This window comes from Spirosoma panaciterrae DSM 21099 (assembly GCF_000374025.1).
In the GTDB taxonomy this organism is placed as follows: domain Bacteria; phylum Bacteroidota; class Bacteroidia; order Cytophagales; family Spirosomataceae; genus Spirosoma; species Spirosoma panaciterrae.
The window spans coordinates 24,352-37,994 of record NZ_KB893228.1 but is presented as its reverse complement, the minus strand read 5'-3'; the positions used below and the strand labels follow the sequence as shown (position 1 = coordinate 37,994).

At 51.1% G+C, this 13,643-nt stretch carries 10 protein-coding genes; 8 read left to right on the top strand and 2 right to left on the bottom strand.

What is annotated here, in order from left to right; translation table 11 throughout:
- Positions 1-23: 23 nt before the first annotated feature.
- The 3 genes from B153_RS0129590 (at position 24) to B153_RS0129580 (ending at position 5,751) form a co-directional block, all read left to right on the top strand.
- Positions 24-2,363, top strand: coding sequence for an FdhF/YdeP family oxidoreductase (locus tag B153_RS0129590; protein ID WP_020600370.1), 2,340 nt, complete (start codon positions 24-26; stop codon positions 2,361-2,363).
- A 396-nt stretch (positions 2,364-2,759) separates the two neighbouring features.
- Complete coding sequence (locus B153_RS0129585; RefSeq protein ID WP_020600369.1) at positions 2,760-5,240, top strand: sialate O-acetylesterase; 2,481 nt, start codon at positions 2,760-2,762, stop codon at positions 5,238-5,240.
- Between the two features lie 55 nt (positions 5,241-5,295).
- Positions 5,296-5,751 carry a RidA family protein gene (locus B153_RS0129580; protein WP_020600368.1) on the top strand — a complete coding sequence of 152 codons (456 nt, stop codon included), beginning with the start codon at positions 5,296-5,298 and terminating at the stop codon, positions 5,749-5,751.
- An 87-nt stretch (positions 5,752-5,838) separates the two neighbouring features.
- On the opposite strand, the gene B153_RS0129575 is transcribed toward B153_RS0129580, so the two are convergent.
- Complete coding sequence (locus B153_RS0129575) at positions 5,839-6,453, bottom strand: 2,3-bisphosphoglycerate-dependent phosphoglycerate mutase (protein WP_020600367.1); 615 nt, start codon at positions 6,451-6,453, stop codon at positions 5,839-5,841.
- Positions 6,454-6,573: 120 nt separating this feature from the next.
- Here B153_RS0129575 and B153_RS0129570 point away from each other — a divergent pair, with 120 nt between their 5' ends.
- The 5 genes from B153_RS0129570 (at position 6,574) to B153_RS0129550 (ending at position 12,819) form a co-directional block, all read left to right on the top strand.
- Complete coding sequence (locus B153_RS0129570) at positions 6,574-7,335, top strand: SDR family NAD(P)-dependent oxidoreductase (protein WP_020600366.1); 762 nt, start codon at positions 6,574-6,576, stop codon at positions 7,333-7,335.
- Between the two features lie 74 nt (positions 7,336-7,409).
- Positions 7,410-8,459 carry an Atu2307/SP_0267 family LLM class monooxygenase gene (locus B153_RS0129565; protein WP_020600365.1) on the top strand — a complete coding sequence of 350 codons (1,050 nt, stop codon included), beginning with the start codon at positions 7,410-7,412 and terminating at the stop codon, positions 8,457-8,459.
- Positions 8,460-9,719: an alpha/beta hydrolase family protein gene (locus tag B153_RS0129560; RefSeq protein ID WP_020600364.1), complete on the top strand. Its 1,260-nt coding sequence runs from the start codon at positions 8,460-8,462 to the stop codon at positions 9,717-9,719. It begins immediately after the preceding gene.
- A gap of 112 nt (positions 9,720-9,831) precedes the next feature.
- A complete protein-coding gene (locus B153_RS0129555; protein WP_020600363.1) occupies positions 9,832-10,668 on the top strand; it encodes an alpha/beta hydrolase in 837 nt (278 codons plus the stop codon).
- 24 nt (positions 10,669-10,692) lie between these two features.
- Positions 10,693-12,819, top strand: a complete 2,127-nt coding sequence (locus B153_RS0129550; RefSeq protein WP_026262551.1) for a GDSL-type esterase/lipase family protein — start codon at positions 10,693-10,695, stop codon at positions 12,817-12,819.
- 198 nt (positions 12,820-13,017) lie between these two features.
- On the opposite strand, the gene B153_RS0129545 is transcribed toward B153_RS0129550, so the two are convergent.
- Positions 13,018-13,497, bottom strand: a complete 480-nt coding sequence (locus tag B153_RS0129545) for a RidA family protein (RefSeq protein WP_020600361.1) — start codon at positions 13,495-13,497, stop codon at positions 13,018-13,020.
- Between the last annotated feature and the right edge of the window lie 146 nt (positions 13,498-13,643).

Sequence of the window (13,643 nt, the reverse complement as noted above, 5' to 3'; positions counted from 1 at the left end):
TACCATTCATCCAGAGCTGATTTATGAATCAAAATACCCCCCCCGAAGAACTTACCGGCCAGCTTGAGGTAACAAAACCTTACGAAGAAGCTGCTGGAATTCCTGCCGTTGTTCAGTCGTTCAAGCATGTGTTTGAGGGGAGCGATCTGGCGCGTGGCTGGAAAGCGCTGGTCAATATGAATCAAAAAGATGGGTTCGATTGCCCATCCTGCGCCTGGCCCGACCCCGACGGTCACCGATCCCGGATTGCTGAATACTGTGAAAGTGGGGCGAAGGCTGTTGCCGAAGAGGTCATGAATAAGCATACGGCTTCGCCCGTATTGTTTCAACGGTACTCCGTAGCTGATTTACTCCAGAAGACCGATTTATGGCTGAGCCAGCAGGGCCGCCTGACTCAGCCGATGATTCTGCGGCCGGGCGCGCAGCATTATGAAGCCATTGCCTGGGAAGACGCGTTCAGGCTGATTGCCGACCAGCTCAACGCCCTGGACTCTCCCAACGAAGCCGTATTCTACACCTCGGGCCGAACCAGTAACGAAGCGGCTTTTCTGTACCAGCTTTTTGTGCGGATGTATGGCACCAACAACCTGCCCGACTGCTCCAATATGTGCCACGAATCGACCAGCGTGGCGCTGGCAGAATCAATCGGATTGGGAAAAGCGTCGGTTAAGTATGAAGATTACGAGAAGGCCGATGTGATTATGATTATGGGCCAGAATCCCGGTACAAATGCGCCACGGATGCTGACCCCACTGGAACAGGCCAAGCGAAACGGGGCCAAAATCATTGCGGTCAATCCCTTGCATGAGGCCGGGTTGCTGGCTTTTCGTAACCCACAGAGTCCACGGGATGTGTTGTTTGGGGGAGAAAAAATGACGGATTTGTTTCTGCAGGTACCCATCAATTCCGATATGGCACTGCTGAAGGCAATGTGCAAACTCCTGCTGGAAGAGGAGAAAAAAAGTGCAACGGCGGGCCAGCCTGGACAGGTTCTGGATCATTCGTTTATCCAGCAATACACAGCGGGTTACGACGATTTTGTCAAGAGCCTGGATCAGTTTGAGTTATCGGATCTGGCCGCTCAGTGTGGCCTGACTATTTCCCAGATTCAGGAGGCCGTCGATCTGTTTAAGTATACCCGTAAGCTGATCATCTGTTGGGCTATGGGCCTGACCCAGCACCGCAATTCTGTACAAACGATCAATGAAGTCATCAATCTGCTCCTGCTGAAAGGGAGTATCGGTATTGAAGGGGGAGGGGCCAGTCCGATTCGTGGACATAGCAATGTACAGGGCGACCGGACCATGGGTATCTGGGAAAAACCCAAACCTGAATTTCTGGACGCACTCAAAAAGACGTTCAACTTCGAGCCACCCCGCGAACATGGCTACGATGTGGTAAAGGCGGTTCGGGCCATGCACGAAGGCAAAGCCAAAGTATTTTTTGCCCTGGGCGGTAATTTCTCCCTGGCTGTATCGGATACAAACTACACGGCCGAAGCCTTAAAAAAATGCAAGCTGACCGTACATGTTTCGACCAAGCTTAACCGTAGTCATCTGATTCATGGTGAAACGGCATTGATTCTCCCTTGTTTGGGCCGTACCGATCGCGACAGGCAGGCCTCTGGCGAGCAGTTTGTCAGTTGTGAAAGCACCACCGGGGTAGTGGCTCAGTCGCATGGCGTGGTCGATCCGGTGGTATCGACCCTGAAAAGTGAGGTGGCCATTATTGCCGAACTGGCGAAAGCAACGCTGGGTAACGACCCTCGGGCATCGGTCGATTCGCAGAGCCGACCCTATATCAACTGGGATTCGCTGGTTAGTAATTACGACCTGATCCGCGATTTGATCGAGAAGGTTGTACCGGGTTTTGAGCAGTACAATAAACGAGTACGTCAGTCGGGGGGCTTTTACATTCCGAATGGCCCTCGTGTCCGGGAGTTCAAAACGCCCGATGGGAAAGCCCATTTTACCATCAATACGCCCATGCATCATGAATTACAGCCTGGTGAATTGATGCTTATGACCATCCGCAGCCATGATCAGTTCAATACAACGGTCTACGGCTATGACGATCGCTATCGAGGTATTCATAACGAACGGCGGGTTGTGTTTATCAATGCCAACGACATGGCCAATCTGGGCCTGTACGAAAAGCAGATCGTGGATTTGCATAGTCAGTATGATGGCCAGACCCGAACCGCCCATCGGTTTGTGCTGATACCGTATAACATCCCCGCCGGATGTACGGCTGCCTACTTCCCCGAAACGAACGTATTGATACCGATTGATTCGACGGCGGAGAAAAGCAATACACCGACTTCAAAATCGATTCGGATTACGATAACGCCAGCAGCGAGCTAAGTTTTCGCTGCTCACTCTGTCAACCATAATTTCTACGGGAGCAAACCCGACAGGGGCAGTAATGCCCCTTTTTTTATGCATATGGCACGGGATCGATGAGGTAGAGGTGGTTGAGTAGAGAAACTAAAAATCAACACTTATTCATTTTACTTATATGTTAATTTTGTATTTTATTTTGTTGTTTGGTAAATTAAAAATTGATTAAAAGGTGTGTTACCTTTAAAATATCTCCGCTATATATAAATAAGTTTAAGTATTTATTTATGAGTTACTTATCATGATAAAGTAAATATTTATACCTATTTTGGCGTATTATTTAAAATATATCTATAATTTTTGCACTAAATATTTTAATAGGAGATATATAGTTTATAAAAATCTACTAAAGTTTACATTATGGCTGTGCGGGTGAATGTGGCGGTGTATGTAACCCTAATGTTCTTGCTTTTTGGTGCGGTGCAATCGATTGCCCAGATCAAAATCACCTTTCCGGTTAGCCGATTGGTCGTGCAACGGAACAATGCCAACCAGGCCACGGTACAAATTGCGGGTAGCTACGCTCAATCGCTGGATGCGATAGAAGCCAGAGTCGTAGCGCGTGTATCAGGGCAGGGCACAACCACGGCCTGGGCCACTCTTCAGACCAATCCAACGAATGGCCAATTCAACGGAACCCTTACCGTGCGTGGGGGGTGGTACAGTGTTTATGTTCGGGGGTTGAGTGGTGGGGTCGTCGTGGCTACAGATTCCGTAGATCGGTTTGGGGTGGGCGAGGTGTTTGCCATTATGGGTCACTCCAATGCGCAGGGTTCAGGCTGTACGGTAAATGGAGTCGACATGTGCCCAACACTGGGCGGAGCTACCGACGATCGGGTAACGGTGGTGCCGGTCGACAATAATGGAGCGGTTTACCAGCAGCAGTATCTGAACACGGCCGATACGCGATACCTGCCGGGTATGGTGTTTAGCCAGTTACAACTCAACAGTGGTTTTTCGCCATTTGCCAGCGTTCCGTGGTTTTGGGGCCGTATGGGGGATGCCCTGGTGCAGCGGATCAATGTGCCTGTGCTGATGTACAATGCAGGGTTTGGCGGAACCAATATGCAGCAAACCTATTGGGCGGCCTACAATATTCCATTTCAACATTCCTTTGTGCGGTATGATCTGCGCATGCCGTATGCCAATTTCCGGAATCTGATGAACCTCTATGTACCTAGCACGGGCATTCGGGCCTTTCTGATTCAGCACGGTGAAAATGATCGCGGCAATCCCACGGATTCGACAGCAAAGTATTATCAAAAGGTGATCGATAAGATTCGGACGGAGTTCAGTAAACCCAATCTGGCCTGTATTGTAGCACTTTCGTCGTTCGTCGGCGCTCGTTTCGACAATGTCCGGTCGGCGCAGTTCCAGATCATCAATAAGCCAGGAAATATGGCCTATCAGGGACCTGATCTGGATAACGTCAACTCATCGGCCGACCGACCCGATGGTATCCACTTTTCGCCGTCGGGCCAAACGAAGGTAGGAGACGCCTGGGCCACTGCCATTAGCGACACCTATCTATCCGCTATTTCCCCTTATTCGGCCGAAACGGAGCCGATCACCAGTATTGCCTGTGCCGCTTCCAATCAGCTTACACTAACGCAGCCGACTGGGTATCAGTACATATGGAGTACGGGGAGTAGTTCGGGTAGCCTGACGGTTGGAACGGGTACCTACTCAGCCCGGTTGCTCACGGCGCAAAACAAAGTATACTTTCCGCCTGCTGTGGTTGTTCCGGCCAATGTCCAGCCTGCCACGCCAACCGTCACGACCAATACCGGAACCCTTGCCATTTGTAACAGTGGGGGTTTACGACTTACCTCTTCCTATGCTGGTCCCAATCAATGGAGTACCGGCGCTACCTCTACGTCGATCACCGTAACGACACCGGGCGTGTATAGCGTACAGGCTAAGAATCCAGTATATGGTTGTTTGTCGAACCCGTTATCGCAAACGGTTAATCTGGCTACCGCTAATCTACGGCTCTCGATGCAAACCTCCCGGCGCGTAGTGGCTGTCAATGACACCGTCAGTTTCTGGCTTCTGGTACAAAACAGTGGTGGTTGCGATGTCGGGTCGTTTGCGATTCAAAATCGCCTGCCACCCAATGTTAGTTTTGTTTCGTCGACAGACAATCTGAGTGCCGCCAATAACATCGTGAACGGATCGGTTGGTGGGCTGGCTTCTGGTACGTTCATGACCCGACGGTATATAGCCCGGCTCACAGCCGAAGGAAATTATCTGTCAGCTGCCGACCTGTCGGCCTCTACCAATCCGCTGGTAGGTGGAACGCCCAACAATGGCACCGGCAATGGAGAGCCTGACGAAGCCCAAGTCGATTTACGGACGAAAAATGCATCTTCGGCACTCTACGTATCGCCCAATCCAAATCAGGGACCTTTACCGCCCGTTCAGTCGAATCAACCGGCACCTAACCCGGCTAAAGCTGATCTGAGTTTACGTATGCAGCTTAGCAGCCAGGTAATAGGTGTAGGGCAAACAGTCAGCGTGACACTTACAGTCCAAAATCAGGGCGGTCTGGCGGCAACGAATGTTGTCCTGAACAATGCATTACCCACCGGGTTGCAGTTTGTGAGTTCGACCTCGGGCATGACGGCCAACGGATCGGTGGTCAGCGGAACGATTGGTCAGATTCCTGTCGGGCAGTCGGCAAGTGTAACATTCATCGTTCAGGTAACGACAACAGGGGCCTTTACAAACAGAGCACAGATTTTTTCTGCGGATCAGCCGGACCCCGACTCTACCCCTGGCAACGGCTATACCAATGGGGAAGATGATCAGACCAGTACCTCCCTCCGCACAAGTGGCTAAGCGTACCGACTCTGGCTCAAACTACTTTAATTCACTTCTTTTGTCAGCTACCGCAATGAATTATCTCCGTAATGTACTCATCTGGCTTGCCCTGGCTTCGTGTAGCCAGGCGCAGACGCCAGTACTTCCTAAGGCACCTACGGGGTACCTGTATAAAGTTGAACCCGGCATTCCCGGAAAAACTGTGTATGTATGTGGCCAGCGGCCGTTCAATGAGGCTGGTGAACTGGTAGGTCCTGGTGATCTGACCGCCCAGACTCGTCAGGTGTTTGAGAATATTAAAACCTCGCTGGCAACGGTGAATATGACGCTGCAGGATATAACGCAGATAACCTATTCGGTAAAAGAGAGTACGGGATCTACACAGGTAAGTTCCGCAAATGCCCAGTCGGTTCAGGCTGTGCAGGCTACCTACTTCGCACAACCTCCAAAACTGGTTGAACAAAAAGGCGTTGGGCAAACCGTTCGTGACGATGTGCTCATCGAAATCGAAGTAATCGCTGTGAAATAACCGTTTGGTCACACTGAATTAAACACCGATTTACCGGGCACACAGAGTGTAAATCCGCTTCTGTGTTCCCGTAAATCGGTGTTTAAATTATTTAGGTAGCAACTGAAACTCACCTGTTTCGAGGTCGTAGTGGTACTGACGGGGAGTGCCCGTTGCCAGTTCTACTTTCTCGATATCTTCGGGACTTATGTGTTCAATGTCCATCAGCAGCGCCCGGAGGCTATTGCCATGAGCCACCACCAATACCGACTCATCGGCTTGTAAATGGGGCAAAATTGTTGATTGAAAATACGCTACCACCCGAGTACGGGTCTCCTCAAGGGTTTCGCCGTGTGGTGGGCGTTCAGTGTAGCTGCGTCGCCAACAGAAAATCTGCTCGGCACCAAATCGCACTTCGGCTTCGGCTTTATTCATGCCCTGCAAATCGCCATACATCCGTTCGTTCAGGGCAGCACTTCGCTCGATCGGCAAATCGGTCTGGTCAATTTCTTCCAGAATCAGAGTCATTGTTTCAATGGCTCGCTGGAGCACAGACGTAAATCCAATGCTAAAATTAAGAGGCTGGTGAGCGTTCAGGAGTACTCCAGCCGCGCGGGCTTCCTGTCGGCCAAGGTCGGTTAGTGGCGTATCGGTGTTGCCCGTAAATCGATTTTCCGCATTCCATTGTGACTGACCGTGACGTACAATAACAAATAAGGGCATGATTCTTCAGGTTGTTAAACGGTGATCTGTTACAAAAAAGCAGCCTTCAAGGGTATCCTGTTGGTTTGGGCGACTATTCTTCTCTAGTAAGTGTGTTTAAAAAAAATTGGTTTATTCGCGATGCGTGTTTTAGAACAGTTTAATCTGGCCGGCAAAACGGCTCTGGTGACCGGAAGTGATACCGGATTGGGTCAGGCGATGGCCATTGCCCTGGCTGAAGCCGGGGCCGATCTGATCAGTACAGCCAATACGGGTGACCTCAGCGATACCCAGAAAGCCGTGACTGACCTGGGGCGACAGTTCAGCGGTTATAACGTCGACTTATCGGATCGGGAAGGACTGTATCAGTTCATCAGTGCGGTAAAGGCCGATCACTCGGTCGATATTCTGGTCAATAACGCGGGTATGATTCTGCGTAAACCCGTGGCCGAACACCCCGACGACTGGTGGGATAAGGTCATTGCGGTAAACCTGGACGCTCAGTTCATACTGGCCCGCGAATTTGGGAAAGACATGATCGCCAAAGGGGCGGGCAAGATCATCTTTACCTGCTCACTACTGAGTTTTCAGGGTGGCATTACGGTACCGGGCTATACGGCAAGCAAAAGTGCGGTGGCGGGCCTGGTGAAGGCGTTTTCGAACGAATGGGCGTCGAAAGGCGTGAACGTCAACGGCATTGCTCCCGGCTACATCGCTACCAACAACACAGCCGCCTTACGGGCCGACCCCGATCGGTCGAAATCCATTCTTGACCGGATTCCGGCAGGCCGCTGGGGCGACCCATCGGATTTTAAGGGGCCTGTCGTTTTTCTGGCTTCTGAGGCCGGGGCCTATGTACACGGCACCCTGCTAACCGTCGATGGGGGCTGGATGGGTCGCTAATCCATCGATTTGTTCAGGATGAGGAACTGTCGGAATGGGTAAAGTGATTGTACTGCATATCAGCAAGAGCAATCATGGAATTAGGCATCAGCAGTTTTGGCGAAATCGTGCCGGATGGCGTATCGGGCAAAGCGATCAATGCGCACAAGCGCATGCAGGAGATTCTTGAAGAAATAAAATTGGCCGATGAGGTCGGACTGGATGTGTTTGCACTGGGCGAACACCACCGTCCCGACTTCATTATTTCGGCCCCGGAAGTGATTCTGGCGGCTGCGGCTGCCATTACCAAAAACATACGGCTGTCTAGTTCGGTAACCGTACTGAGTTCGGCCGACCCGGTCAGAACTTTCCAGAATTTTTCGTCGCTGGACCTGATCTCGAATGGCCGGGCCGAGATTATGGCCGGGCGCGGTTCGTTCATCGAATCGTTTCCGTTGTTTGGGTACGACCTTAAAGACTACGACGAGCTATTTACCGAAAAACTAAATCTGTTGGTCGACATCAACGAGCAGGAAGTGGTCAACTGGACGGGTAAGTTCCGGGCGGGGATTCCCAATCGGGGGGTGTATCCACGACCTTATCAGGAAAAACTGCCCATCTGGCTGGCGGTAGGCGGAACGCCAGCGTCGGCGGCTCGGGCCGGAACCATGAACCTGCCGATGATGCTGGCTATTCTGGGTGGTACGCCCGATCGGTTCGTACCTTTTGTGAATCTGTATCGTCAGGCAGCCGAACTGGCCGGGCACGACATGAGCCAGTTGCAGTTAGGTATCAACTCACAGTTTTATGCCGCCGATGATTCCCAAAAAGCGGCTGATGAGTTTTTTCCGCCTTATGAATTGCTCATGAATCGGGTGGGCCGTGAGCGGGGCTGGTCGCCCATTACCCGGATGCATTTTGAGCAGATGCGCCAATATGGTCCGCTGATGGTGGGGAGTCCGCAGCAGATCATCGACAAGATTCTGTATTTCCACGAACTTTTTGGCAATACCCGTTACCTGGCGCAGATGATCAGCGGACATACGACACCCCACGCCAAAACCTTGCATGCCATCGAATTATTCGGAACCAAAGTGGCCCCGGCTGTTCGGAAAGCCCTGGAACAGAAAACAACAACCGCCTAAATGGTAAAAAAAGCCCTGGCCTGTTTCGCCCTCTTGTATGGATACGCTCTGGCAACCTGCGGACAGCAGCACCCATTACCCAATCCGCTTGTGCTGAAAGATGGCCGTCGGGTAACGTCGGCAAAGCAGTGGCAAAACCAGCGTCGACCTGAATTGCTGGCCCTATTGACCAGTCAGCTCTATGGGCATTCGCCCGAAAAACCGGCTCAGATGCGGTTTGAGGTGTTCGATACTGACCCGAAGGCGCTTGGTGGCAAAGCGACACGGAAACAGGTAGCCGTTTTTTTCAATGGCAAACCCGATGGCCCCCGAATGGATGTGCTTTTGTATATCCCGAATGGCGTAAAAGGACCTGTTCCTGCGCTTGTGGGGCTGAATTTCTGGGGAAACAGTACCATTCAGGCCGACCCCAAAATTCGTATCTCAACAAGCTGGATGGAGTCCAATCGGGGCAACCCCTACATCGACGTGTCCTGTGTCGTGAATCACCAGTCGACCGATGCCTGCCGGGGCCTTAATGCCCGTCAGTGGCCCGTAGATAGTATCCTGAGCCGAGGGTATGCACTGGTGACCGCTTATCGTGAAGACATTGCTTCCGACGAATCGACGATGAAATTTTCGACGGGCGTTCATACGCTATATCCTGATTTACAGAATCGGGGCGACAACTTCGGAACGGTAGCCGCCTGGGCCTGGGGACTGAGTCGGATTATGGACTATCTGCAAACCGATAAGGCTATCGATGCCAAACGAGTGGCTGTCTTTGGCTGGTCGCGGCTGGGTAAAGCGGCTTTATGGGCAGGTGCTACCGACGAGCGGTTTGCGATGGTGATCAGCAACGAATCGGGCGCGGGCGGGGCAAAACTGTTTCATCGGGGGATAGGTGAAAATATCCGACGGCTCTGTACCGTCTTTCCTCACTGGTTTGCGGCCAATTTCCGAAACTACATGGATAAGGATACACTACTGCCCTTTGATCAGCATATGGTGATTTCGCTGATTGCGCCCCGTCCTGTTTATGTGGCGAGTGCCGAGCAGGATAAAAACTCCGACCCGGAAGGTGAGTTTGAAAGTGCCAGAGCCGCCAGTTCGGTCTATCGTTTCCTGGGAACAAAAGGGTTGCCAGCAACACAGCTACCTCCCGTCAATCAGTCTGTACAGGGGCAAATCGGTTACCACATTCGAACGGGTGGGCACGATGTAACGGCCTACGATTGGGCCCAATACCTGGCTTTTATGGATAAGCATTTCAAAAGATGACCATTGCTGTGAAATTGCCGATCAATCGGGTAATTCTGAATACGCATAGGTAGGATATGCCGACTCGTTTCTTACCCATCATATCTGCTTTTTGTGTTTAAATCAGTATTTCATGACCTTCTTTCGTTCGCTACTCATTCTTGGTTTTTTATCGCTGGCCAGCTATTGTCAGGCGGCTAAAATTGATACGGTCGACACCTACAGCCCATCGATGAAAAAGACCATCAAGGCTGTTGTGATGACGCCCGATTCATATACCGCCGGGATCGAATTTCCGGTCGTTTATCTGTTGCATGGCTACAGCGGCAACTACAGCGACTGGGCTAAAAAATCGCCCAACATGGCTCAACTTGTCGACCGCCATCAGGTAATCGTTGTTTGCCCCGATGGCGCTATTGGAAGCTGGTACTGGGATAGCCCGGCCGATCCTTCGTTTAAGTACGAAACCTACGTAGCCAGCGAACTGGTGCCCTGGGTCGACAGTCATTATAAAACCATCAAAAGCCGTCAGGGACGCGGTATAACGGGCCTTAGTATGGGTGGACATGGGGCATTGTATCTGGCCTTCCGGCACCAGGATATATTCGGCACCGCCGGAAGTATGAGTGGTGGCGTCGATATTCGCCCGTTTCCAAACAACTGGGACATGGCCAAACGCCTGGGTACGTATGCGCAGTTTCCCGAACGGTGGGAGCAAAATACCGTCATTAATTTAGTACATCTGCTCACCCCCAATTCACTGTCGCTGATGATCGACTGTGGCAGCGAAGACTTCTTTTTCCGGGTTAACAACAATCTGCACGAAAAACTGCTGGAACGAAACATCCCGCATGACTACATCACCCGACCCGGTGGCCACAACTGGAACTACTGGACCAATGCCATTACTTACCAGTTGCTGTTCATGCGTCAGTATTTCGACAAGCAGAATGTCGCCAGTACCCGCTGATATGGAGCCATTAACCACTCGTTCATGATGCGTATTCCTCTCCTGTTAGCCTTTTTAATGCTTCTATCGGTTTCGGTCGATGCCCAGAAAGTGGTCCGAATCGCCTGCGTGGGCAACAGCATCACGTATGGGGCCGGACTTACGCATCGGGAACAAAACTCATTTCCGGCTCAGCTTCAATACCTGCTTGGCCCGGGCTATGAGGTGATGAATTTTGGCGTGAGTGGCCGAACCGTGCTGCGTGAAACAACAGCGCCGTATACATCGACGGACACGTATCAGAAAGCCCTTAAAAGCAATCCAGATATCGTGCTTATCAAGTTAGGGACCAACGATAGCCGGCTGCCTTACCGCCTGAAAATCGACCAGTTTATCCCCGACTATAAGTCTCTGGTCCAGTCGTTTAAAGACCTGCCGACGCATCCCCGCATTGTGCTGCTACTGCCGGTAGCCTCTTTTCTGACCGATACCACCCGGCAGACCGAAGCCGCGATTAAAACGTATATCCTACCCCGCATTCGGCAGGTGGCGTTCGATGAAAAGCTGGAACTGGTCGATCTGCATGCGCTGACGCTGGAAGATAGCCTGTTGTTTCCCGATAAGCTCCATCCTGCTCCTCTGGTAATGACGAGCCTTGCCCGCCGATTGTATGAGGTGATCACAACGAAAACACAGCCCGACTTCGACATTTTTCAGAAGATCAGGGAGCCCAAAAAAATCACATCGTTTTATGGCTACGACTGTGCCGACTTTACTTTCGAAGGGCGAGCCTGCAAGGTGGTTAAGCCCCGAATCGTAGCCAAAGATAAACCCTGGATCTGGCGGGCGCGTTTCTGGGGACACGAGCCGCAAGCCGATATTGCCCTGCTCGATCACGGGTTTCATGTGGTGTACTGCGATGTGGCCGAACTTTTTGGCAATGCCGAAGCGGTAAATCTGTGGAATAAGTTTTATCGCTACCTGCACAAAGCGGGTCTGGCCGATAAGGTGGCGCTGGAGGGATTGAGCCGGGGTGGAATTTATGCCTACAATTGGGCGATTGAGAATCCGAAGAAAGTGGCTTGCGTATATGTCGATGCGCCCGTACTGGACTTGAAAAGCTGGCCCGGTGGTAAAGGCAAAAGCAAGGGTAGCTCCAGCGACTGGGAAATTTTCAAGAACGATTATGCGCTGAAATCAGAAGAAGAAGCCCTTCAGTTTAAAGGCAATCCGCTGGACCGGGTTCCCGATATTGTGAAGGGTAATTTCCCGATGCTGCATGTGGTTGGCGATGCTGACGATGCGGTTCCGGTGAGCGAAAATACCGAGCCGTTCGAGAAACAGGTACTGGCACTGGGCGGTCAGATAAGGGTCATTCATAAGCCGGGTGTGAATCATCACCCCCACAGTTTACCCAACCCATCACCTATAGTCGATTTTATTCTGAAATCGTACAGGATCTATCCGCCTTATGCGCAAATGGCCATGCCCGGTTCCGAATATCGGTCGGCAGGGGGCTGGAAAGCGGGCAACGACTGGTGGGATAATTTCAATAACATCCAGCAAACGCTCGACAGTACAGGCAAGCTCGATGTTCTGCTGATGGGTAATTCGATTACGCAGGCTATTGGCAAGCGAAGTCTGGTTGTTTATCAGGGCGGGCAGGCCGCGTTCGATAGTGTACTGGCAGGATATCGATATGGCGTTGCGGCTATTTCGGGCGATAGAACCCAGCATCTGCTCTGGCGGGTCGAAAATCTCAATTTTACGAAAGCCGACCCGTCGGTGGTTGTTGTCACGATTGGCGTCAATAATTTCCGGGATGATGAGGCAAAGGATATTACGGCAGGAATTGGCGCGATTCTGAAATCTCTTCGTCGGAAACTACCGCAGGCAAAGCTGGTACTGGTTGGGCCGCTACCCGCTGGTTCGACTGCCGACGATGAGAAGCGAAAAAAATACACCCTCGTTCATCAACAAATTCAGGCATTTGTCGATAACAAAACCATTTTCTTTTGCGACCCATCGGCCGCGTTGATTGATGCCACAACGGGCAATCTGGTGGCAGGTACCTATTCGGGCGATGGCATTCACCTGGCCCGGAAAGGCTATACCCTTTGGGCTACGGCGTTACGTCAGACGATTGACAAGATCGGTTTGCTGCATCATTAATTTTTGACAGGATTAACAAGATGAACAGAATTTAATAAGGAATCTGTTTAAACTTTTCTTTTTCAAGAAGAACTAGGTGTTTTTTGTCATCCCGAGGAACGAGGGATGGCAAAAAACACTTATTACCAGCTATTTATGAAAGTTTAAACAGCTTCAAGGATTAACCCCCTGTTCATCTTGTTAATCCTGTCAAAAATTTTATTTCGCTTTTCCTTTCAACGGTGCGTAGGCAATGCAATCGACTTCGAGAGCAGCTCCCAGTGCCAGGCCGTTGGCTCCAAAGGCACTACGGGCAGGAAAATGTCCTTCTTTGAAATAGCTCCGGTAAATGGTGTTGAAATCGGGCCATTTGGCCATATCGCCAATCATAACCGTACATTTTACTACATCAGCCGTGGTCAGCCCCTGTTCTTTCAGGGCTGCAACGATATTGTCCATCGTTTGTCGGGATTGCGCTTCAAATCCATCGGCCAGTTTGCCATCGGCCTTAACACCAACCTGGCCCGAAATGTAGACGAAATCACCGGCTCGCATGGCGCGTGAGAAGGGATAGGAAGGGGTTTGCTGGCCGGGTACATCAGCCATACCTTCAGTCAGTCTGGCGATGTTGTTCGGAAGCGTGGTCGATAAAAGAAGCGTTAAACCACTTACCGCAAGTGTGTAGATAACTTTTTTCATGGTCGTATACAGATTGATAGTTAGTTGCTTTTTGTAAAAATAGCAGCTAACATAAAGAAGCCTACTTCCCGAAAAAATTATTGACCGGAAGGGTACGAAATGGGCAAATGAGACTATTACATACAGGTTAGCTGTACCGCAATAAG

Bases quoted from the DNA above. Each gene is read 5' to 3' on its own strand.
- B153_RS0129590 (WP_020600370.1), top strand. From the start codon at position 24: ATGAATCAAAATACCCCCCCCGAAGAACTTACCGGCCAGCTTGAGGTA.
- B153_RS0129585 (WP_020600369.1), top strand. From the start codon at position 2,760: ATGGCTGTGCGGGTGAATGTGGCGGTGTATGTAACCCTAATGTTCTTG.
- B153_RS0129580 (WP_020600368.1), top strand. From the start codon at position 5,296: ATGAATTATCTCCGTAATGTACTCATCTGGCTTGCCCTGGCTTCGTGT.
- B153_RS0129575 (WP_020600367.1), bottom strand. From the start codon at position 6,453: ATGCCCTTATTTGTTATTGTACGTCACGGTCAGTCACAATGGAATGCG.
- B153_RS0129570 (WP_020600366.1), top strand. From the start codon at position 6,574: ATGCGTGTTTTAGAACAGTTTAATCTGGCCGGCAAAACGGCTCTGGTG.
- B153_RS0129565 (WP_020600365.1), top strand. From the start codon at position 7,410: ATGGAATTAGGCATCAGCAGTTTTGGCGAAATCGTGCCGGATGGCGTA.
- B153_RS0129560 (WP_020600364.1), top strand. From the start codon at position 8,460: ATGGTAAAAAAAGCCCTGGCCTGTTTCGCCCTCTTGTATGGATACGCT.
- B153_RS0129555 (WP_020600363.1), top strand. From the start codon at position 9,832: ATGACCTTCTTTCGTTCGCTACTCATTCTTGGTTTTTTATCGCTGGCC.
- B153_RS0129550 (WP_026262551.1), top strand. From the start codon at position 10,693: ATGATGCGTATTCCTCTCCTGTTAGCCTTTTTAATGCTTCTATCGGTT.
- B153_RS0129545 (WP_020600361.1), bottom strand. From the start codon at position 13,497: ATGAAAAAAGTTATCTACACACTTGCGGTAAGTGGTTTAACGCTTCTT.